20 protein-coding genes are annotated in these 21,121 nt (G+C 62.2%); 11 read left to right on the top strand and 9 right to left on the bottom strand.

All coding sequences use genetic code 11. From position 1 onward, the window contains the following. Positions 1–170: 170 nt before the first annotated feature. The 3 genes from M1D99_RS00100 to M1D99_RS00090 form a co-directional block, all read right to left on the bottom strand. A complete protein-coding gene (locus M1D99_RS00100) occupies positions 171–938 on the bottom strand; it encodes a TerC family protein (RefSeq protein ID WP_186706414.1) in 768 nt (255 codons plus the stop codon). Between the two features lie 77 nt (positions 939–1,015). Continuing rightward, complete coding sequence (locus M1D99_RS00095; protein ID WP_458131224.1) at positions 1,016–2,323, bottom strand: CitMHS family transporter; 1,308 nt, start codon at positions 2,321–2,323, stop codon at positions 1,016–1,018. 447 nt (positions 2,324–2,770) lie between these two features. Beyond that, on the bottom strand, positions 2,771–3,109 hold the full coding sequence (locus tag M1D99_RS00090) for a DOPA 4,5-dioxygenase family protein (RefSeq protein ID WP_186706413.1): 339 nt from the start codon (positions 3,107–3,109) through the stop codon (positions 2,771–2,773). Positions 3,110–3,193: 84 nt separating this feature from the next. Between M1D99_RS00090 and M1D99_RS00085 the strand changes: the two genes are divergently transcribed. Next, the gene (locus M1D99_RS00085; RefSeq protein ID WP_186728494.1) at positions 3,194–3,853 is read left to right on the top strand and encodes an NAD(P)-dependent oxidoreductase; all 660 of its coding nucleotides are present in this window, start codon (positions 3,194–3,196) and stop codon (positions 3,851–3,853) included. Between the two features lie 73 nt (positions 3,854–3,926). Here the strand turns inward: M1D99_RS00085 and M1D99_RS00080 are convergent, their stop codons facing one another. Continuing rightward, complete coding sequence (locus tag M1D99_RS00080; protein WP_186728495.1) at positions 3,927–4,877, bottom strand: choline sulfate utilization transcriptional regulator; 951 nt, start codon at positions 4,875–4,877, stop codon at positions 3,927–3,929. 114 nt (positions 4,878–4,991) lie between these two features. Here M1D99_RS00080 and betC point away from each other — a divergent pair, with 114 nt between their 5' ends. The 3 genes from betC to M1D99_RS00065 all read left to right on the top strand — a co-directional run bounded on the left by betC (position 4,992) and on the right by M1D99_RS00065 (position 9,172). After that, positions 4,992–6,506 carry a choline-sulfatase gene (gene betC, locus M1D99_RS00075; protein ID WP_458131223.1) on the top strand — a complete coding sequence of 505 codons (1,515 nt, stop codon included), beginning with the start codon at positions 4,992–4,994 and terminating at the stop codon, positions 6,504–6,506. Between the two features lie 16 nt (positions 6,507–6,522). Continuing rightward, entirely contained in the window at positions 6,523–7,443 is a 921-nt protein-coding gene (gene choX / locus M1D99_RS00070) for a choline ABC transporter substrate-binding protein (protein WP_434573315.1), read from the top strand. 160 nt (positions 7,444–7,603) lie between these two features. Continuing rightward, the gene (locus tag M1D99_RS00065; protein ID WP_186706408.1) at positions 7,604–9,172 is read left to right on the top strand and encodes a SulP family inorganic anion transporter; all 1,569 of its coding nucleotides are present in this window, start codon (positions 7,604–7,606) and stop codon (positions 9,170–9,172) included. A gap of 203 nt (positions 9,173–9,375) precedes the next feature. Here the strand turns inward: M1D99_RS00065 and aroE are convergent, their stop codons facing one another. Together aroE and hemF are read right to left on the bottom strand one after the other, a co-directional pair. Beyond that, positions 9,376–10,197, bottom strand: coding sequence for a shikimate dehydrogenase (aroE, locus tag M1D99_RS00060; RefSeq protein WP_458131222.1), 822 nt, complete (start codon positions 10,195–10,197; stop codon positions 9,376–9,378). A 13-nt stretch (positions 10,198–10,210) separates the two neighbouring features. Continuing rightward, positions 10,211–11,125, bottom strand: coding sequence for an oxygen-dependent coproporphyrinogen oxidase (hemF, locus tag M1D99_RS00055; RefSeq protein WP_186706406.1), 915 nt, complete (start codon positions 11,123–11,125; stop codon positions 10,211–10,213). A 164-nt stretch (positions 11,126–11,289) separates the two neighbouring features. On the opposite strand from hemF, the gene M1D99_RS00050 reads away from it, so the two are divergent. Then, on the top strand, positions 11,290–12,267 hold the full coding sequence (locus tag M1D99_RS00050; RefSeq protein ID WP_458131221.1) for an NADPH:quinone reductase: 978 nt from the start codon (positions 11,290–11,292) through the stop codon (positions 12,265–12,267). A 396-nt stretch (positions 12,268–12,663) separates the two neighbouring features. Here the strand turns inward: M1D99_RS00050 and M1D99_RS00045 are convergent, their stop codons facing one another. From M1D99_RS00045 to M1D99_RS00035, 3 genes are all read right to left on the bottom strand, one after another. After that, positions 12,664–13,221 carry an L-threonylcarbamoyladenylate synthase gene (locus M1D99_RS00045; RefSeq protein ID WP_014335849.1) on the bottom strand — a complete coding sequence of 186 codons (558 nt, stop codon included), beginning with the start codon at positions 13,219–13,221 and terminating at the stop codon, positions 12,664–12,666. A 61-nt stretch (positions 13,222–13,282) separates the two neighbouring features. Beyond that, positions 13,283–14,377, bottom strand: a complete 1,095-nt coding sequence (gene dprA / locus M1D99_RS00040) for a DNA-processing protein DprA (protein ID WP_458131220.1) — start codon at positions 14,375–14,377, stop codon at positions 13,283–13,285. Positions 14,378–14,457: 80 nt separating this feature from the next. Beyond that, positions 14,458–15,483, bottom strand: a complete 1,026-nt coding sequence (locus M1D99_RS00035) for a LysM peptidoglycan-binding domain-containing protein (protein WP_458131219.1) — start codon at positions 15,481–15,483, stop codon at positions 14,458–14,460. A gap of 154 nt (positions 15,484–15,637) precedes the next feature. Here M1D99_RS00035 and def point away from each other — a divergent pair, with 154 nt between their 5' ends. The 6 genes from def (at position 15,638) to M1D99_RS00005 (ending at position 21,073) form a co-directional block, all read left to right on the top strand. Next, positions 15,638–16,144, top strand: coding sequence for a peptide deformylase (gene def, locus M1D99_RS00030; RefSeq protein ID WP_030138961.1), 507 nt, complete (start codon positions 15,638–15,640; stop codon positions 16,142–16,144). Positions 16,145–16,215: 71 nt separating this feature from the next. After that, a complete protein-coding gene (fmt, locus tag M1D99_RS00025; protein WP_458131218.1) occupies positions 16,216–17,175 on the top strand; it encodes a methionyl-tRNA formyltransferase in 960 nt (319 codons plus the stop codon). Next, complete coding sequence (rsmB, locus tag M1D99_RS00020; protein WP_434573303.1) at positions 17,172–18,482, top strand: 16S rRNA (cytosine(967)-C(5))-methyltransferase RsmB; 1,311 nt, start codon at positions 17,172–17,174, stop codon at positions 18,480–18,482. Before fmt ends, rsmB begins: the two co-directional genes overlap by 4 nt. Before the next feature lie 24 nt (positions 18,483–18,506). Continuing rightward, positions 18,507–19,880 carry a Trk system potassium transporter TrkA gene (gene trkA / locus M1D99_RS00015; protein ID WP_434573301.1) on the top strand — a complete coding sequence of 458 codons (1,374 nt, stop codon included), beginning with the start codon at positions 18,507–18,509 and terminating at the stop codon, positions 19,878–19,880. Between the two features lie 173 nt (positions 19,881–20,053). Continuing rightward, positions 20,054–20,365, top strand: a complete 312-nt coding sequence (locus M1D99_RS00010; protein WP_458131217.1) for a tetratricopeptide repeat protein — start codon at positions 20,054–20,056, stop codon at positions 20,363–20,365. Between the two features lie 261 nt (positions 20,366–20,626). Continuing rightward, a complete protein-coding gene (locus M1D99_RS00005) occupies positions 20,627–21,073 on the top strand; it encodes a tetratricopeptide repeat protein (RefSeq protein WP_458131216.1) in 447 nt (148 codons plus the stop codon). Positions 21,074–21,121 lie beyond the last annotated feature (48 nt).

The following is a 21,121-nucleotide window of genomic DNA, read 5'->3' as shown; positions in this document are numbered from 1 at the left end:
GGCTTGCTCGCGAAAGCGGTAGGTCAGTCGCATCGGTGCTATCTGATCCACCGCCTTCGCGAGCAAGCCCGCTCCCACAGGGGGATGCATTCCAGCTTAATGACCTGGCCACTTACCCGCAGGCATGAAAAAGGGGCTCCAAGAGCCCCTTTCATTCACTGCCCTCTACCTTACTGACCCGGCATGTCCTTGCGCAGTTTCACCGGATCCTGTTGCTTGCGCTTGCGCGCCATCGCGGTGCGCATCTTGATGTTGACTGCTTCCACCGCCAGGGAGAACGCCATGGCGAAGTAGACGTAGCCTTTTGGCACGTGCACGTCGAACGACTCGGCGATCAGCACGGTACCGACCACCAGCAGGAACGACAGCGCCAGCATCTTCAGCGACGGGTGCTTGTCGATGAACGTGCTGATGGTGCCCGAGGCCAGCATCATCACCAGTACGGCGACGATGATTGCCGCGACCATGACCGGCACATGGGAAACCATGCCGACCGCGGTGATGACCGAATCCAGGGAGAACACGATGTCGATGATCGCGATCTGGATGATGGTGTAGATGAAGTTGCCGCCCTTGCCCGAAGGCGCGTCGCTGCTTTCATCTTCGCCTTCCAGCGCGTGGTACATCTCCTGGGAGCTTTTCCACAGCAGGAACAGGCCGCCGAAGAACAGGATCAGGTCACGACCGGAGATGCCCTGGCCGAACACTTCGAACAAATCGGCCGTCAGGCGCATGACCCAGGTGATGGACAGCAGCAACAGGATCCGCGTGATCATGGCCAGTGCCAGACCGAAAATCCGGGTGCGCGCCTGCATGTGCTTGGGCATGCGGCTGACCAGGATCGAGATCATGATGATGTTATCGATGCCCAGGACGATTTCCAGGGCGGTCAGGGTAAAGAAGGCAACCCAGATTTCCGGGTTGGTCAGCCATTCCATGTGAGTTCCTTTGAGCGAGTGTTAGGCCGCGCCGCGCCTTCGGTTACCCGAGAGGGGCGACGCAGCGGGCGTTGCTTTTATAGAGTGCTGAACAGCGGAAAAATCCCCATCAGCAAGGCGGCGAACATTATGCACAGGCAAACCAGTACTGCCCACTTCAAGGTGAAGCGTTGGTGATCGCCGAACTCGATTCCCGCCAGGGCCACCAGCAGATAAGTCGACGGAACCAGCGGACTCAGCAGATGCACGGGCTGGCCAACGATGGAGGCACGGGCCATTTCTACGGCGGTGATGCCGTAATGACTGGCGGCTTCGGCCAAAACCGGTAACACCCCGTAATAAAATGCATCGTTGGACATGAAGAACGTGAACGGCATGCTCACCAGTGCGGTGATGACCGCCAGGTAAGGACCGAGGAATTCCGGAATCACCGCCAGCAGGCTCTTGGACATGGCGTCGACCATGCCGGTGCCGGACAGGATGCCGGTGAAAATCCCTGCCGCAAAAATCAGCCCGACCACCGCCAGTACACTGCCGGCGTGCGCCGCGACGCGGTCTTTCTGCTGTTGCAGGCACGGGTAGTTGACGATCATCGCGATGCTGAAGGCCACCATGAACAGCACCGGCAATGGCAACAGGCCAGCGATCAGGGTGCACATCAGGGCCAGGGTCAGCGCGCCGTTGAACCAGATCAGCTTCGGACGGCGGGCGTCCGGGAACTGGGACACGCTGATTTCGCTGTGGTCGATCTCATCGCCCGCCAGGTGCAATTCACCCAGGCGCGCACGTTCGCGCTTGCCGTACATGTAGGAAATCGCCAGGATCGCCACGACACCGGCCAGCATCGCCGGGATCATCGGCACGAAGATGTCGGACGGGTCCACATGCAGCGCACTGGCCGCCCGGGCGGTTGGACCGCCCCACGGGGTCATGTTCATCACGCCGCCGGCGAGAATGATCAGGCCAGCCATGATGCGCGGGCTCATGCCGATGCGGCTGTAGAGCGGCAGCATCGCGGCCACGCAGATCATGTAAGTGGTCGCGCCGTCACCATCAAGGGAAACGACGAGCGCCAGAACGGCGGTACCGACCGAGACTTTCAACGGGTCGCCCTTGACCAGCTTGAGGATCTTGCGCACGGCCGGGTCGAACAGGCCGGAGTCGATCATCAGGGCAAAATACAGAATCGCGAACATCAGCATCACCCCGGTCGGGGCGAGCTTGGTGATGCCTTCGAGCATCATCGGGCCGATCTTCGGCGCGAAGCCACCGAACAGGGCGAACAGGATCGGGATGACGATCAGGGCGATCAGCGCGGACAGGCGCTTGGTCATGATCAGGAACATGAACGTGATGACCATGGCGAAGCCAAGGAAAGTCAGCATGGGAAATACTCCAGGCGTGGCGCGGCTATGGAAGGCGAACCGGACAGGTCAGCGCAGGATGCAAAGCACGGGGCGGACGGATGGAGTGGGTGCAGCGGGACGGGTAGCAGCGGACATCAGAATCACCATTGTTGTTGTTAAAAAGGCCGAACGAGCATCAGAAAGACTCGTTGTAGGCCACCGGTCTGTTGCCGGTAGGTGAGGCGATCCTAATCGCGCAAGCTTTCAGCAGCCTTTCGCCGCTGCAATGGTTGATGACTGGCCAAGCGAGCCGTGTTGCGGTGTTGTTGTGTGCTGCTGTGCTGCTGTGCTGCTGTGCTGCTGTGCTGCTGTGCTGCTGTGCTTTTGTGGCGAGGGAGCTTGCTCCCGCTGGGCTGCGCAGCGGCCCCAGGATTTTGCGGCCGCTGCGCAACCGAGCGGGAGCAAGCTCCCTCGCCACAAAAGCAGTCAGGTTTTTGCTTTGAAGGCTGAAAGATTCAACGGCCGCACCGCGCCCATCCAGATCGCATGGTCGGTGTGATCGGCCAGGTCATCGCCGGTTTCCGGGTGCAGGAAAATCACCAGCCCCTTGCGATTCAGGGCCAGCCACGGCAGGACCACGCCGATGTACTGCGGATCGAAGGCCAACTGACAACTCCAGTCCGGGTGCGGGCCGACCGGGCGTTGATGGACGCGGCCCATTTTCAGCGGGAACAACTGCGCCGCTTCCTCACACAGCGCCCGCGCCTGGTCGAGGGTATTGGCGTCGAAATACACGTGAGCGTGGTAGCCCTTGATCCGCTGCATCTGTTTCTCCTTGAAAAGAGGCCGAACCCTCGCCGTTTGCCGCGGGTCAGAGCCTTTACAGGCGGGACAACGAGGAAAACAGCCATGAAAAACGCCGAAACCCCGGTCATCAAAGTGGTGCTCTATGGTGCCATGAGCAGCCTCGGCAGTGCGTTGATGGCTGAACTGCTACGGCGCCAGCATGAGGTCATCGCCATTCTCGATGACCTCACCGCCCTGGCCCCACGCCCGGGCCTGCGGACCAAGACCGGCGATCTGTTCGACCCGGAGCGGGTCAAGCAAAGTGTCGCCGGCGCCAGCGCCGTGGTGTGCCTGTTGAACGCGCCAGGGTTGCCGATGAACAGCGAACAGGTGGAGCGCACCCTGGTTCCCGGCCCGGTGGAGCAGGTCTTGGCGGTGGATGCCCTGATCGCCGGCATGCAGGCGGTGAACATTACACGGCTGTTCCTGGTGGGCGATTTTGCGCTGCTGGACGAAGAACAGGCCGACGATGATTTGCAGCGCCACGCCGCCGAAGAAATGCTCGACGCCCTGAAGAGCAGTGCCTTGCAGTGGACCCTGATCAACGCGCCCTACGCCGCGCCTGGCCTGGGCATCGAACATTTCAGCCAGGTCAGCACCAGCCTGGAACCTGGCCTGGCCGAAACCTTGGAGCGGCTCAACCGCGTGGCGGTCGGCATCGCCGACGAGCTGCGCCTGAACCTGCACGTGGGCGAGCACGTCAGCTTCGTGCCCGCCAATTAGAGATGGACATCCCGTGGCGAGGGAGCTTGCTCCCGCTGGGCCGCGTAGCGGCCCCAAAAAGACGGCCACGTACTCAAACAGCAATCGACGGCAACGGCAATCCCGTGAGCGACTCGGCGCTGTTAGCCTGTTCTTCCATCAGCCAATCAACGAATTGCCGGATCAACACACCGCGCCGTTTACGCTGGGGCAAAACCACGTAATACCCCAGCCGCGACAGCACCGTTTCCGCGATCGGACGGCACAACAGGCCCTGGGCCAGTAAGTTATCCACAAGGTGACGCCAGCCAATCGCGACGCCTTGGCCGCCAATCGCCGCCTGGATGAGCAGCGTGTAGTTGTCGAAGCGCAACTGCCCGGGCGCCGGCGGCGAGGTGATGCCCAATTCGCGGAATACACCACTCCAGTCGAACCAGCTGTTGCTATTGCTCGCGCGCAAATGCAGCAAAGGAAATTCCGCCAAGGCCTGGGCGGGCAAGGGCAGGGGACGCTCCTTGAGCAGCAGCGGGCTGCACACCGGAAAGACTTCTTCGCTGAACAGCCAGCGACTTTCGCCCTGTTTGAAGCGACCGTCGCCGAACAGCACGGCAACGTCGATATCGGTGCGGAGCATGTTGTGATTGCGTTCACTGGTCACCAGGCTCACGTCCACCTGCGGGTTGGCGGCGTGAAAGCGATGCAGGCGCGGCATCAGCCAATAGGCGGCGAAGGCGAAGTCCGTGGCGACTTGCAGCACCTCGTGCTGGTGCTGGGCGGTGATGGCGCTGAGCCCGGCATCGATGCTCTGCAAACCGGCCTGCACCTGCTCGAACAGGATCGTCCCGGCCTCGGTCAGTTCGATGCCACGGTAGATGCGATCAAACAACCGCGTACCCAGTTGCTCTTCCAGGCGCTTGATCTGTTGGCTGATGGCCGGTTGCGTGGTGCCCAGCTCAATCGCCGCCGCGGTAAAGCTCTGTTGGCGAGCCGCGGCTTCAAAGGCTCGGAACAGTTCCAGGGACAGGTTACCCAGGGCGTCATACATAAACTGTGCTTATCCTAGTCATTATCCTGCATGGGCTTTACCCCAAAACCCGGGGGCTACATGCTCAATCGCAGCAATGTCGCATAACTGCCTACTATGGAATGCCGCGAATACATGAAGCGCAAGAACATTCTTTTCATCATGGCCGATCAAATGGCCGCGCCAATGTTGCCGTTCTACGGTCCTTCACCGATCAAGCTGCCGAACCTGTCGCGCCTGGCCGCCGAGGGCGTGGTGTTCGACGCCGCCTATTGCAACAGCCCGCTGTGTGCGCCATCGCGGTTTACCCTGGTGAGCGGCCAGTTGCCGAGCAAGATCGGCGCGTACGACAACGCGGCGGACTTTCCCGCAGATGTGCCGACCTACGCCCATTACCTGCGCCGCCTCGGCTACCGCACGGCGTTATCCGGCAAGATGCACTTTTGTGGCCCCGACCAACTGCACGGCTACGAAGAGCGCCTGACCAGCGACATCTACCCGGCCGACTACGGTTGGGCGGTGAACTGGGACGAGCCGGACGTGCGGCCCAGTTGGTACCACAACATGTCGTCGGTGTTGCAGGCCGGGCCTTGCGTGCGCACCAACCAATTGGATTTCGATGAAGAAGTGGTGTTCAAGGCCCAGCAGTACCTGTTCGACCACATTCGCGAGGACGGTGACCAGCCGTTCTGCCTGACCGTGTCGATGACCCACCCACACGACCCGTACACAATTCCCAAGGCTTTCTGGGATTTGTATGACGACAACGACATCCCATTGCCCCAGACCCCGGCGCAAACGGACCTCGATCCACATTCCCAGCGGTTGCTGAAAGTCTACGACCTGTGGGACAAGCCGCTGCCTGTGGATAAGATTCGCGACGCCCGTCGCGCCTATTTCGGTGCGTGCAGCTACATTGACAGCAACGTCGGCAAGCTGCTGCAAACCCTGGAAGACACCGGTCTGCTGGACGATACGATTATCGTGTTCTCCGGCGATCACGGGGACATGCTCGGCGAAAAAGGCCTTTGGTACAAAATGCACTGGTTCGAAATGGCCGCTCGCGTACCGCTGCTGATCAGCGCACCGGGGCAATTCGCCAGCGGCCGGGTGGGCGCGGCCGTGTCCACCGCCGACTTGCTGCCGACCCTGGTGGCACTGGCCGGCGGCACGCTGGAACCGGGCTTGCCGCTGGATGGCCGTTCGCTGGTGCCGCACCTGCAAGGGCAGGGCGGCCATGATGAAGTCTTCGGTGAATACATGGCCGAAGGCACCATCAGCCCGCTGATGATGATTCGTCGTGGCCCGTGGAAATTCATCTACAGCGAAGATGACCCGTGCCTGCTGTTCGACGTTCGCAATGACCCCAAGGAACTGGAAGATCTCAGCCAATCTGCGGAGCATCAAACCCTATTCGCCGATTTTCTCACCGAAGCCCGCGCCAAGTGGGATATCCCGACGATTCACCAACAGGTACTCGCCAGTCAACGCCGCCGCCGTTTCGTCGCCCAGGCGCTGACCCTGGGCAAACTCAAGAGCTGGGATCACCAGCCGCTGGTGGACGCCAGCCAGCAATACATGCGCAACCACATCGACCTCGACGATCTGGAGCGCAAGGCCCGTTATCCACAACCCTGCCAAAACCAATAACGTAAGGGGCAAAGCCATGCAAAAGTTATCCACAGTACTGACCGCTGGGCTGTTGGCATTGAGCAGTGTTTCGGCCTGGGCCGAGCAGAGCTGCGAAACGGTGAAGATGGCCGATCCGGGCTGGAGCGACATTGCCGCCACCAACGCCATCACCGGTTTCCTGCTGGACGGGATGGGCTACAAGGCCAAGGTTGACACCCTCGCCGTGCCGATCACCTTCGGTGGCCTCAAGGACGGCCAGGTGGATGTGTTCCTGGGTAACTGGATGCCGGCGCAGCAGGGCTTCTATGACAAATTCGTGGCCAATGGCGACGTTACGCAACTGGCCAAGAACCTGGACGGTACCGAATTCACCCTGGCGGTCCCGGATTACGTCTGGGATGCGGGTGTGCATAACTTTGCCGACCTGAACAAATTCGCCGACAAGTTCGACAAGAAAATCTACGGCATCGGTTCCGGCGCCCCGGCCAACCTCTCGCTGAAAGAAATCATCAAGACCAACGACTTCGGCATGGGTGAGTGGAAACTGGTGGAGTCCAGCGAGCAGGCGATGTTGGCGGAAGTCTCCCGGGCGGTGAAAAAACAGAAGTTCGTGACCTTCCTCGGCTGGACCCCGCACCCCATGAACGTGCAATTGAAAATGCACTACCTCAAGGGCGGCGAGAAATACTTCGGCGACACCGGCAGCGTCTATACGCTGACGCGCAAAGGTTATGCACAGGCCTGCCCGAACGTGGGCAAGCTGCTGACCAACCTGAGCTTCACCCAGGAAATGGAAAACAGCATCATGGCCGAGGTGGTCAACAAGAAGGTCAGCAACGCCGATGCGGCCAAGGCCTGGATCAAGGCCAACCCGGCGGTGCTGGATAAATGGCTGGACGGTGTGAAGACCCTGGATGGCAAGGACGCGTTGACGGCGGTGAAGGCCAAGCTCTAGGCATAATGGCGAGCGGCTTTTGTGGCGAGGGAGCTTGCTCCCGCTGGACTGCGCAGCGGTCCCGATTTTTTGCGGCCGCTGCGCGACCGAGCGGGAGCAAGCTCCCTCGCCACATGGGTTCACCTGATACTCTTGCGCCAAACCCCATCCCTGAGGCCCCATGGCAATCCCCACGCGCCATTCACTCTTTCCCTTCCTGAGCTGGCTGCCCCGGCAGACCCGGGCCAGTGTCGGCCGTGACCTGATCGTCGGCCTCAGCGGCGCGATTCTCGCGTTGCCGCAGTCCATTGCCTACGCCCTGATTGCCGGTCTGCCCCCCGAGTACGGCTTGTACGCGGCGATCGTGCCGGTGCTGATCGCCTGCCTGTGGGGTTCGTCGTGGCACCTGATCTGCGGGCCAACGGCGGCGATTTCCATCGTCCTGTACGCCACCGTCAGTCCCCTGGCCGTGCCCGCATCCCAGGACTACATCACCTTGATCCTGCTGCTGACGGTGCTGGCGGGTATCTTCCAATGGTTGCTGGGTTTGCTGCGTTTCGGGGCGCTGGTGAATTTCGTCTCCCACTCGGTGGTGCTGGGTTTCACCCTGGGCGCGGCGGTGGTCATTGCCCTGGGGCAGTTGCCGAACCTGCTGGGCCTCGACCTGCCGAACGAAGCCACGGCGTTGAGGGGCCTGCTGATGCTGGTCGACCACATCGGGGCTGTGGATAAGCCATCGCTGCTGCTGGGATTGGGCACTTTGATTCTGGGTGTCCTGCTCAAGCGCTTGCTGCCGCGCTGGCCGAGCCTGTTGATAACTTTAGTCATCAGCAGCCTGGTGGTCTGGTTGTGGCCGGCGATGTTCGGGCATGTGGCGCTGGTCAGTGCTTTCGCCGGGCGCCTGCCGCCGCTCACTTTGCTGCCGCTGGACCTGGAGCTGATCCTGCGTCTGCTGCCCGGTGCCGTCGCGGTGGGCATGCTCGGGTTGGTCACCAGCTTGTCTATCGCTCGTTCATTGTCGGTACGGTCCGGGCAATTGCTCGATGCGAATCAGGAGGTGAGGGCGCAGGGGCTTTCCAACATTGTCGGAGGATTTTTCTCCGGATCATTGTCAGCCGGTTCCTTTACCCGTTCCGGCCTCAGCTATGAAGCCGGAGCCTGTTCGCCCCTGGCCGGGGTGTTCTCGGCCTTGTGGGTGGCGTTGTTTGCGGTCGCCGGGGCGAAACTGATCGCGCACATCCCGATTCCCGCCATGGCTGGCAGCATTTTGCTGATCGCCTGGGGGCTGGTGGATCACCGGGGTATCCGTGCGTTGTACCGCGTGAGTCGCGCCGAATTCGTGGTGATGAGCCTGACCTGCCTGGCCACGTTGCTGCTGGAACTGCAAACCGCCATTTATGCCGGCGTGCTCGCTTCGCTGTTCTTTTACCTCAAGCGCACCTCGCAGCCCCGTGTGCAGCATTTTCGCGAAGGGGAGGCGGAGATTTTGCGGGTCGGCGGCTCGATCTTTTTCGGCGCCAGCCATTACCTGCAAGTGCGCCTGCAACGGTTGCAGGCGCAGCGGGTGGTCATCGATGCCCAGCAGATCAACTTCATTGATTATTCCGGGGTGGAAATGCTCCATCAGGAAGCCCGGCGCCTGCGCGGCCAGGGGCGTAGCCTGACGTTGCGCATGGCCCGGCCGCAGGTGGTGGAGGAGTTGTTGAAGTTGGAAGGGGCGCAGGCGTGCCCGATTCATTTCGAAGACTAGGGCTCAAGGCAGACATCCCCTGTGCTCAAGGCAGACATTCCCTGTGGCGAGGGAGCTTGCTCCCGCTGGGCTGCGAAGCAGTCCTAGAGGGCTTGCCAACCTTAAATGTCGTGCGGTCAGTCAGGCGGGCGCTTCGCACCCGAGCGGGAGCAAGCTCCCTCGCCACAGTTCACAGTTCACAGTTCACAGGTTCAGTTCACCGTTCATAGCGCCAACTGGCGGCGCAGCTCGGCCAGCACCGGCGCGGTGTCCGGGCGTACCCCGCGCCACAGGTAGAAGGCTTCGCCCGCCTGCTCGGCGAGCATGCCCAGGCCATCCATCGCCACTGTCGCCCCGTGCTCACGGGCCCAACGGCAGAATGAAGTCGGTTCCTTGCTGTACATCATGTCGTAGCAAACCGTCTTGCCGGGCTCGATCAAGCTGGCGGCAATCGGTGGCACGTCCCCTGACAGGCTCGCGGAGGTGGCGTTGATGATCAGGTCCACCGGCTCTTGCAGCCAGTCGAAGCCACTGGCCGAAACCGGCCCCAGGTCGGCGAACAACTCGGCGAGCAATTCGGCTTTTTCCACCGTGCGATTGGCGATGATCACCGAGGCCGGCGCCTCGGCCAGCAGCGGTTCCAGGGCGCCGCGCACCGCGCCGCCGGCCCCCAGCAACAGGATGCGCTTGCCCTTGAGGCTGAAGCCGGCGTTGACGGTCAGGTCGCGGACCAAGCCGGCGCCGTCGGTGTTGTCACCCAACAGGCGACCGTCGGCCAGCTTGCTCAACGTATTGACCGCCCCGGCCCGTTGAGCCCGCTCGGTCAGGCTGTCGGCCAGGCGAAAGGCGTCTTCCTTGAACGGCACCGTGACGTTCGCCCCACGCCCCTCGCGGAAAAATGCCTGGGCGCACCCGGAAAAATCCTCCAGCGGTGCCAGCAGCGTGTTGTAGTCCAGGCGTTGCCCGGTCTGCTCGGCAAACAGGCGATGGATCAACGGCGACTTGCTGTGGCCGATCGGGTTACCCATTACAACGTAGCGGTCCATGGATAATCCCCGTTCAGGCCGTAGCCAGCCAATCGCGATCCTGCAGGAAATACTCGGTCAGCCGCGCTTCTTCGCTGCCCGGTTCGGCTTTCCAGTCGTAGCCCCAGCGTACTTGCGGCGGCAGGGACATCAGGATCGATTCGGTACGCCCGCCCGATTGCAGCCCGAACAGGGTGCCGCGGTCGTAGACCAGGTTGAATTCCACGTAGCGCCCGCGGCGGTATTCCTGGAACTCCCGTTGCTGGGCGGTGAACGCATCGTGCTTGCGACGACGCACGATCGGCAGGTAGGCATCGATGTAGGCGTCGCCGATGGCGCGCATGAAGGCGAAGCTGGTGTCGAAGTCCCACTCGTTCAGGTCATCGAAAAACAGGCCGCCAATGCCACGGGGCTCGTTGCGATGCTTGATGTGGAAATAGCTGTCGCACCAGGCCTTGTAGCGCGAATAGACGTCCGGGCCGAACGGTTCGCAGGCTTGCTGGGCGATGCGGTGCCAGTGCACGCAATCCTCTTCCACGCCGTAATAAGGCGTCAGGTCGAAGCCACCGCCAAACCACCAGACCGGCTCTTCGCCTTCCTTTTCGGCGATGAAAAAGCGCACGTTGGCGTGGGAAGTCGGCACGTGGGGGTTGTGCGGGTGGATCACCAGCGACACGCCCAGGGCTTCAAAGCCGCGACCGGCCAATTCGGGCCGATGGGCGCTTGCCGACGGAGGGAGACCGCTGCCGAAGACGTGGGAAAAGTTGACGCCGCCCTTTTCGATCACCGTGCCGTTTTCGATCACCCTCGTGCGACCGCCACCGCCGGCAGGCCGGGTCCAGGCGTCTTCGACGAAGCGCGTGCCGCCGTCCTCGGTTTCCAGGGCGGCGCAGATACGGTCTTGCAGGTCGAGCAGGTAGGCTTTCACGGCCTCGGTGCGAGTGGACATGACATCACCTTGATCAGGGCTACGCTACGCGGCGTATAGCGGGCCGGTGGCAAATGGGCGCACAGGATACCACCGCACTTGCCCACGCCACAGTTGACGACGGTCAAGCTTAGGAGTCCGATAGCAGGCTTGGTAAAAAGTCCTGCGACAAGGAGAAAGTGAAGATGGCCAAACGTATCCAGTTCAGTTCCCACGGCGGTCCCGAAGTGCTCGAGTACGTCGATTACTCGCCTGCCGAGCCCGGCCCGCAGCAGGTGCGCGTCAGCAACAAGGCGATCGGCCTGAATTTCATCGACACCTATTACCGCAGCGGCCTGTATCCGCCACCGGCGTTGCCTTCTGGCCTGGGCGCCGAGGGCGCGGGCGTGGTCGAGGCGATCGGCGCAGACGTTACGCGGTTCAAGGTTGGCGACCGGGTGGCGTACGGCAGCGGCCCGCTGGGGGCCTACAGCGATGTGCATGTGTTGCCCGAAGCCAACCTGGTGCACCTGCCCGAAGCCATCAGTTTCGAACAGGCCGCTGGGGTGATGCTCAAGGGTTTGACCGTGCAATACCTGTTGCGCCAGACCTATGAACTCAAGGGCGGCGAAACCATTTTGTTCCACGCCGCCGCCGGTGGTGTGGGGTCCTTGGCCTGCCAGTGGGCCAAGGCCTTGGGCGTGAAGCTGATCGGTACCGTCAGCTCGGTGGAAAAGGCCGCCATCGCCAAATCCCACGGCGCCTGGGAAGTCATCGACTACAGCAAGGAAAACGTCCCGCAGCGCGTGTTGGAATTGACTGACGGCAAGAAAGTCCCGGTGGTGTACGACGGCGTTGGCAAGGACACCTGGCTGACGTCGTTGGATTGCACGGCGCCCCGTGGCCTGGTGGTGAGCTTCGGCAACGCCTCCGGCGCGGTGGACGGCGTGAACCTGGGGATTCTCTCGGCCAAGGGCTCGCTGTACGTCACCCGCCCAACCCTGGCGACCTACGCGAACAACGCCGAAAACCTGCAGCGCATGGCGGATGAGTTGTTCGGGATGATCGCCAGCGGCAAGCTCACGGTGGATATCAACCAGCGTTATCCACTGGCGGAAGCGGCCAAGGCCCATACCGAGTTATCAGCGCGGCGCACGACGGGGTCGACCGTTCTCCTGCCTTGAGTTGAGCTGAAGGTATTCGCAAAAACCAATGTGGGAGCAAGCCCGCTCCCACACTTGCTCTGTGGTGCTCATAAATACTGGGTACAACACAAAACCTTGTGAAGGCGAGTTCGATTTCCCTGGCCGCCGCAAATCCCCTGTGGGAGCGGGCTTGCTCGCGAATTCGGTGGGTCAGCTTGCATCAATGTTGAATGTGCCGACGCCTTCGCGAGCAAGCCCGCTCCCACACTTGTTTGGTGGTGTTCATAAGTACTGTGTGCAACACAAAACCCTGTGGGAGCGAGCCTGCTCGCGATAGCGGTGGATCGGCCAACATCAATGCCAACTGACCTGGCGCCATCGCGAGCAAGCTCGCTCCCACAGTGGTTTATGCAAGTGCAGAGTTTGTGTTCGGGCTCAGTCCGGCCGCACGACCTTGCCGGTCGCCAGGTCGCGAATCACGCTGGGGTTCTTGCGCCCGCCCAGGTTGCCGCCCAGCACCAGGTCGATCTGCCCGCGGAAATACTGCTCGACGCGAATCCGCGTGCGCGCTGCCGGGCGCCCCTGGGGGTTGGCCGAGGTGGACACCAGCGGCCCGACCAGCGAACACAAATCACGCACGGTGGGATGATCGCTGACCCGCAGCGCGACGGTGTCGTGCACGCCAGTAATCCACTCCGGCAGCAGATTCTGGTGCGGCACCAGCCAGGTATTGGGCCCTGGCCAGGTGCTGGCCATGCGGTCCATCCAGGTTTCGGGGAAGTCTTCGAACAGAAAGTCGAACTGGTGGATATTGTCCGCCACCAGGATCAGGCCTTTGTCAGGCAGCCGCGACTTGATCGCCAGCAGGCGTTCCACGGCCTCCTCGTTCCATGGGTCGCAACCCAGGCCCCAGACCGCTTCGGTTGGATAGGCAATCACCGCCCCGGCGCGAATTTCTCGCGCGGCTTGTTGCACACGCCAACTGTTGACCATGAAAGATTCTCCCGCAACGCAATTAAGGCTGTGGGCAGTTTACCGATCTTCCCCATAAAACCTAGCGTGCGAACCAGCGTCCGTTGTCACGAGTGGCGCGCCCCTCCATTTCCAGATCAGTCAGCGCCGCCAGCACTTTGGGCAAACCCCAGCCACTGGCATCGGCCAACGCCTCGCTGCTCTGCGGCGCGGCATGCAGCAGGCGCAGCAGCGGATGGGTCACGGGCACAGGCTCGGCGGCCAGCGGCAGCCGCTGCCAACCGCGCAATGCTTCGAGAATGTGCTCGACGGTTTCCACCAGTGCCGCCCCGTCGCGGATCAGTTGATGACAGCCCCGGGCCCCAGGGTGATGGATCGACCCTGGAATGGCATACACCTCGCGACCCTGTTCCGCCGCCAGACGGGCGGTGATCAGCGAGCCGCTGGCGACACTGGCCTCCACCACCAGCACACCGAGGGACAAACCACTGATGATCCGGTTGCGACGCGGAAAGTTGCTGGCGTTGGGCGCTGCGTCCAGCGGGAACTCCGAAACCACCGCGCTGCCCTGGGCAATCATCGCGTCCGCCAACCGACGATTGCGCTGTGGATAAAAATTTTCCAGGCCAGTGCCGAGCACGCCGACGGTGCATCCGCCAACGTCCAGCGCCGCCTGATGGGCCGCCGCATCGATGCCCAACGCCAAGCCACTGGTGATGACAAAACCAGCGCCGGCCAGGCTTCTGGAAAACGCCGCCGCCGTGTCCATTCCGGGACGCGATGCCCGGCGACTGCCGACCATCGCCAGCTGCGGTTTTTCCAGGATCGAGGGGGCGCCAGCGACGAACAGCAGCGGCGGCGCATCGCTGATCTGTGCCAACAGCGCCGGGTAGTCAGGCTGGTCCCACATCAGTAAATGCTGGGCCGGGCCGTCTAGCCAGGCCAGTGCGTGGGCGGCGCCGTCGCGTATGTCCGGGGCGCGTCGGGCCTCGGCGCACGTGGCCGGCAACCCCAGCGCCCGCCAGGCGCTGGCCGGTGCGCTGATGGCTTTGGACGCTGAGCCAAAGGCCTCCATCAAGGTCATGAAACGTTTAGGTCCCAGCTCCGGCAAGCGATGCAAGCGCAGACGGGCCTCCAGTTCCGCAGGCGGAACCGAAGCAGATTCAGGCAATGGCATGTGATCAATCCTTGATCATTATCGTCCCGTTGAAACGGGAACAAGCTGTGGATAACTCTGTTGGTAACTTGTGAGACCCGTTACGGATTGCGCACCTTGTCGAGGATCGCCAACGACCGCGAGGCGTACAGCACCAAGCCGTAACTGAGTTTGTCGTAAGTGCGGAACACCATCAGCAGGCCGGCCCGTTCATCGGGGATTTTCACTGGCTCGCCGGTGATGCGGTCGCGCACGGTTTCACCGGTCTTCATCACCGCCAGCACGTTGCCTTCCACCAGCCCGTCGCGCCGCCCCTTGTTCAGGGTGACCACGTCCATCGCGCCGATCTGCGTCACGCCCCGAGGCACGTCCAGGATCAAGCCCTGGATGTCCGATTTCGGCGCGCTGGGCATGAAAGTCGAATTGATCGAGCGCTCTTCGCCGCTGAACAGCCGATCACCCAGGCGCACTTCCTGGGTGGTGCGTTGCAGGGCCAGGGTGGTGACGTCGCCCTCGCTGGCGACCACTTCGCCGCTGCCGATGTCGTCGGCGTTGATGCCCAGGAATTCCTTGGTCTCGGGGTCGGTGTAGACCTTGCCCTGGCGGAAGATGCCGTACGCCGTCTGGCTCTCATCGAACGCACCACGAGCAAAGACCCGGTCCCCCATGCCACTGAGCACCCGCTCGGCATTGCCGGCGACGACGTAGGGCGCCTTGTTGAAATCTTCCGCCGTGTCGACGATGCGGTTGCTCAGCAAAAAGCTGTTGATGGCCTGCAGCGGAATGCTCGGGATGGCGTCGGCCACCGGCGAACTGCGAATGCGCGGCGACAGCTTGATGGTGCCCCGCGAGGCGCCGCGATTGAGGGTCAGGCGCGGCTGGCCGTTGACGTAGACCAGCGACAGGGTGTCGCCCGGATAGATCAGGTTGGGGTTTTCGATCTGTGGGTTGGCCTGCCACAGCTCCGGCCATTTCCACGGCTCGCGCAGGTATTTACCGGAAATGTCCCACAGCGTGTCCCCCGTCACCACCGTGTATTGCTGGGGAAAACCTTCCCGAAGTTGCACTTGCCCGTGCGCGATACCGGCCGAGGCCAGGAGCAGCAGGGCGAGTAGTGATTTCCTCATGCGGTGAATCCCTTTATTATGTGCGTTCGCGTAAAACGCCAGAGCCCCCGTGGCTCGCTCTGTTCAAGAGCAACGTTTTACAACGGTAGCCTGCATCCCGACACACGCCAGGCCAGCCACCCGACTTTACCTCACACGTGCATTTATCAAGCTTATGGCCATTTTGAACATTCTCGAATTTCCGGACCCGCGCCTGCGCACTATCGCCAAACCGGTGGCCGTAGTGGACGACGAAGTGCGTCAGCTGGTCGATGACATGTTTGAAACAATGTATGAGGCGCCGGGCATCGGCCTCGCCGCGACCCAGGTCAACGTGCACAAGCGTATCGTCGTCATGGACCTCTCCGAAGACCGCAGCGAGCCCCGGGTGTTCATCAACCCCGAGTTCGAAACCCTGACCGACGAGATGGACCAATACCAGGAAGGCTGCCTGTCGGTGCCGGGCTTCTACGAAAACGTCGACCGTCCGCAGAAGGTCAAGATCAAGGCCCTGGACCGTGACGGCCAGCCTTACGAGCTGATCGCCGAAGGCCTGCTGGCGGTGTGCATCCAGCACGAATGCGACCACCTCAACGGCAAGTTGTTCGTCGATTACCTGTCTAATCTCAAGCGTGACCGGATCAAGAAAAAACTGGAAAAGATCCATCGCCAGAACGCTTGATGCCCCTCTTCAAAGGCTTGCCGCGGCAAGCCTTTTTCTTTTTGCGACTGCTTTGTAATTGAGAGTTTTCCATGACTGAGCCACTGCGCATCGTCTTTGCCGGCACTCCCGAGTTCGCCGCCGAACACCTCAAGGCCCTGCTGGCCAGCCCCCACGAAATCGTCGCGGTCTACACCCAACCGGACCGTCCTGCCGGTCGCGGGCAAAAATTGATGCCCAGCCCGGTCAAACAACTCGCACTGGAAAATGGTTTGCCGGTGTTGCAGCCGCCGACCCTGCGCGACGCGCAAGCCCAAGCCGAACTGGCGGCGCTCAAGCCCGACTTGATGGTGGTGGTCGCCTACGGCCTGATCCTGCCGCAAGTGGTGCTGGACATCCCGCGCCTGGGCTGCATCAACAGCCACGCCTCGCTGCTGCCGCGCTGGCGCGGTGCGGCGCCGATCCAACGTGCGGTGGAGGCGGGCGATGCCGAAAGCGGCGTGACCGTGATGCGCATGGAAGCCGGCCTGGACACCGGGCCGATGCTGCTCAAGGCCAGCACCCCCATCAGCGCCGAAGACACCGGCGGCAGCCTGCACGACCGCCTCGCGCTGATCGGCCCGCCAGCGGTGGTCCAAGCCATCGCCGGCCTGGCCGCTGGCACGCTGGAAGGCGAAGTGCAGAACGACAGCCTCGCCATCTACGCGCACAAACTGAACAAGGACGAAGCCCGCATCGACTGGAGCCGCCCGGCCGTCGAGCTGGAGCGCCTGGTGCGGGCCTTCAACCCTTGGCCGATCTGCCACAGCACCTTGAACGGTGAAGCCCTGAAAGTCTTGGCCGCCAACTTGGCCGAAGGGAAGGGCGCACCAGGAGAAGTCCTCAGCGCCAGCAAGGACGGCCTCGTCGTTGCCTGTGGCGAGCAGGCCCTGTGCCTGACCCGTCTGCAACTGCCCGGCGGCAAGGCGCTGAACTTCAGCGACCTGTTCAACAGCCGCCGTGAGAAATTCGCCGTCGGCACCGTCCTCGGCCAAGCGGCGGACGCCTCATGAACCCGCGTCTGGCCGCCGCCAAGGCACTGGCCGCCGTCCTCAGCGGCAAAGCCTCGCTGAACAGTTCCCTGCCGACCCAGCTGGACAAGGTCGAAGACCGTGATCGCGGTTTCACCCAGGACCTGGCGTTCGGCACCGCCCGTTGGCAGCCGCGCCTCTCGGCCCTCGCGGCGAAGCTGTTGCAAAAGCCGTTCAAGGCCGCCGATGCCGACGTCGAGGCGCTGCTGCTGGTGGGCCTCTATCAACTGCTCTACACCCGCGTCCCGGCCCACGCCGCCATCGGCGAAACCGTGGGCTGCGCCGACAAGCTGAAAAAACCTTGGGCCAAGGCCCTGATCAACGCCGTGTTGCGCCGCGCCCAACGGGAAAGCGAAACCCTGCTGGCCGAACTGGAGCACGATCCGGTGGTCCGCACCGCCCATCCGCGCTGGTTGCAGAAGTCCCTCAAGGCCTTCTGGCCCGAGCAATGGGAAGCCATCTGCGCCGCCAACAATGCCCATCCGCCGATGATCCTGCGGGTCAACCGTCGCCACCACACACGCGATGCCTACCTGGCGTTGCTGGGCGAGGCGGGCATCCCGGCCATCCCGTGCCAGTACAGCCGCGACGGCATCGTCCTGGAAACCCCAGGCGATGTGCGCGCACTGCCGGGCTTCGCCGAGGGCTGGATCAGCGTCCAGGACGAAGCTGCGCAACTGGCCGCCGACCTGCTGGAGCTGGCGCCCGGCCAACGGGTACTGGACGCCTGCTGCGCGCCAGGGGGCAAAACCTGTCACATCCTCGAAGCTGAGCCGAAACTGGCCGGCGTCGTGGCCGTGGACCTGGAAGCCAAGCGCCTCGTGCGAGTGAAGGAAAACCTCGAACGCCTGGGCCTGGACGCCGAACTGTTCGCCGCCGACGGTCGCGACACGGCGGCGTGGTGGGACGGCAAGCCGTTCCAGCGCATCCTCCTCGACGCGCCGTGCTCGGCCACCGGCGTGATCCGTCGCCATCCGGACATCAAGCTCACCCGCCAGCCGGACGACATCGCCGCATTGGCCGTGTTGCAAGGCGAACTGCTCGATGCCCTGTGGCAGACCCTGGACGTGGGCGGCATGCTGCTCTACGCCACCTGCTCGACCTTGCCGACCGAAAACACCGAAGTGATCGAAGCCTTCCTCGCCCGCACGCCGGGCGCCCGTGAGCTGGACATCGCCACCCAGGCCGGCCTCAAGCAGCCTCACGGCCGCCAGTTGCTGGCCCAGGAAGGCGGCCACGATGGGTTCTATTACGCCAAGCTGATCAAAATCGCCGCCGCACGCGGTTAAAACCGATTCGATAGGAGTGAATGGATGAAAATCATCATCCTGGGTGCAGGGCAGGTCGGCGGTTCGCTGGCGGAACATTTGGCCAGCGAGGCCAACGACATCACCGTGGTCGACACCGACAGTGAACGCCTGCGCGACCTCGGCGACCGTCTCGACATCCGCACCGTGCAAGGGCGCGGTTCCTTGCCGACGGTATTGCGCCAGGCCGGCGCCGACGACGCCGACATGCTCGTGGCCGTGACCAACAGCGACGAAACCAACATGGTCGCCTGCCAGGTCGCCCACACCCTGTTCCACACCCCGACCAAGATCGCCCGGGTGCGCGAAGCCGCCTACCTGACCCGCGCCGACCTCTTCGACAACGAAGCGATCCCGGTGGACGTGCTGATCAGCCCCGAGCAGGTGGTGACCAACTACATCAAGCGCCTGATCGAACACCCCGGCGCCTTGCAGGTGATCGACTTCGCCGAGGGCAAGGCGCAACTGGTGGCGGTCAAGGCCTACTACGGCGGCCCGTTGGTGGGCCAGCAACTGCGCCAATTGCGCGAACACATGCCGAATGTCGAAACCCGCGTCGCCGCGATTTTCCGCCGTGACCGGCCGATCCTGCCCCAGGGCGACACGGTGATCGAAGCCGACGACGAAGTGTTCTTCATCGCCGCCAAGGCGAATATTCGCGCCGTCATGAGCGAAATGCGCCGCCTCGATGAAAACTACAAACGCATCGTCATCGCCGGCGGCGGCCAGATCGGCGAGCGCCTGGCCGAAGCCATCGAAAGCCGCTACCAGGTCAAGATCATCGAGTTGAACCCGGCACGCTGCCGCTACCTCTCCGACACCCTCGACAGCACCGTGGTGCTGCAAGGCAGCGCCTCCGACCGCGACCTGCTGCTGGAAGAAAACATCGCCGACGCCGACATCTTCCTGGCCCTGACCAACGACGACGAAGCCAACATCATGTCCTCGCTGCTGGCCAAGCGTCTGGGCGCGAAAAAGGTCATGACCATCATCAACAACCCGGCCTACGTCGACCTGATCCAGGGCGGCGACATCGACATCGCCATCAGCCCGCAACTGGCAACTATCGGCACCTTGCTCGCCCACGTACGCCGCGGCGACATCGTCAGCGTCCACTCCCTGCGCCGCGGCGCGGCCGAAGCCATCGAGGCGATTGCCCACGGCGACGCCAAATCCAGCAAAGTGATCGGCAAAGCCATCCGCGACATCGGCCTGCCACCGGGCACCACCATCGGCGCGATCATCCGCGACGAAGAAGTGCTGATCGCCCACGACGACACCGTGATCCAGACCGGCGACCATGTGATCCTGTTCCTGGTGGACAAGAAGCACATTCGCGATGTCGAGAAGCTGTTTCATGTGGGGTTGAGTTTCTTCTGATCCAGCATCTGCGGTGCTGGTCCTCTGCCTTCGCGAGCAAGCCCGCTCCCACAGGTTTGCTGTTGTTCACGACAATGGTGAGCAACAAAGATCTACTGTGGGAGCGGGCTTGCTCGCGAAAGCGCACCAACGGCCAACAGATCAATCACTGACACCCCCGAGGAAGCGCCCCCATGCTCGACTCCCTGGAAAAAATGCTCGCCAAGGGCATGGACAACCCCCTCCTGCGCTTCGGCCTCGGCAAAGGCTACCTCGACCTAGGCGATTACCCCCGCGCCGCCGAACATCTCCAACGCTGCGTCGAATTCGACCCCAAATACTCAGCCGCCTGGAAACTACTGGGCAAAGCCCACCAAGGCCAAGGCGACGCCGCCGCAGCCCGCCAAGCCTGGCAACAAGGCCTTGAAGCCGCCCGAGCCCACGGCGACAAACAAGCCGAAAAAGAAATGACCGTGTTCCTCAAGAAGCTGGATCGCCACCCCTGACTTCACACAAAACTGCTTTTGTGGCGAGGGAGCTTGCTCCCGCTTGAGTGCGAAGCACTCACAAAAAAGCCCACCGCGTTCTCAATACCACCCCGCCAACCAGCCAACACACAAAACCCTGTGGCGAGGGGATTTATCCCCGCTGGGCTGCGCAGCAGCCCCAAAACAGCCAACGCGGTTTGTCTGATGTACCGGAAACTAACAGAGATTTGCTTCTTAATAGGATGCCCACCGATTTTTACCAAATCTATGGAGTGGACAATGACGAACGAAAATAGAGAATTAAGTCCGGATCTACACTCGCAAATACTGAAATTCAGTAGTGACGGAGATCTGCTGGCCGAGTCAGGCCGCTTTGAGGAAGCAGTAGCTCAATATAACAAGGCGTGGGCATTAATCCCTTCCCCAAAAAATGATTGGGAGGCTGCAACCTGGATCCTGGCGGCTATCGCTGACGCTTGCTTCCTATCCGGATTTACGACCTCCGCTCGCGAAGCTTTGCAGTACGCAATGACTTGTCCCGGCGGGATTGGAAATCCTTTTTTGCACCTGCGTCTTGGACAGGTTTTGCTCGATGATGGTCAAGATGATCGTGCAGCGGATGAGTTAATGCGTGCATACATGGGAGCTGGCCCACAGATTTTCGCCGCGGAAGACGTCCGCTACTTGGCTTTTCTCAGGACACGTGCTGATTTTGACGCAGGGTGAAAAAGCGATGAAGCGGACTCCCGGTTGTTAGCCGTGTTATGGGTGCTG

It is taken from the genome of Pseudomonas sp. R3-41 (assembly GCF_054161485.1).
Note: the sequence above shows the minus strand (reverse complement) of the source record. Positions and strands in the feature narration are given on the sequence as shown.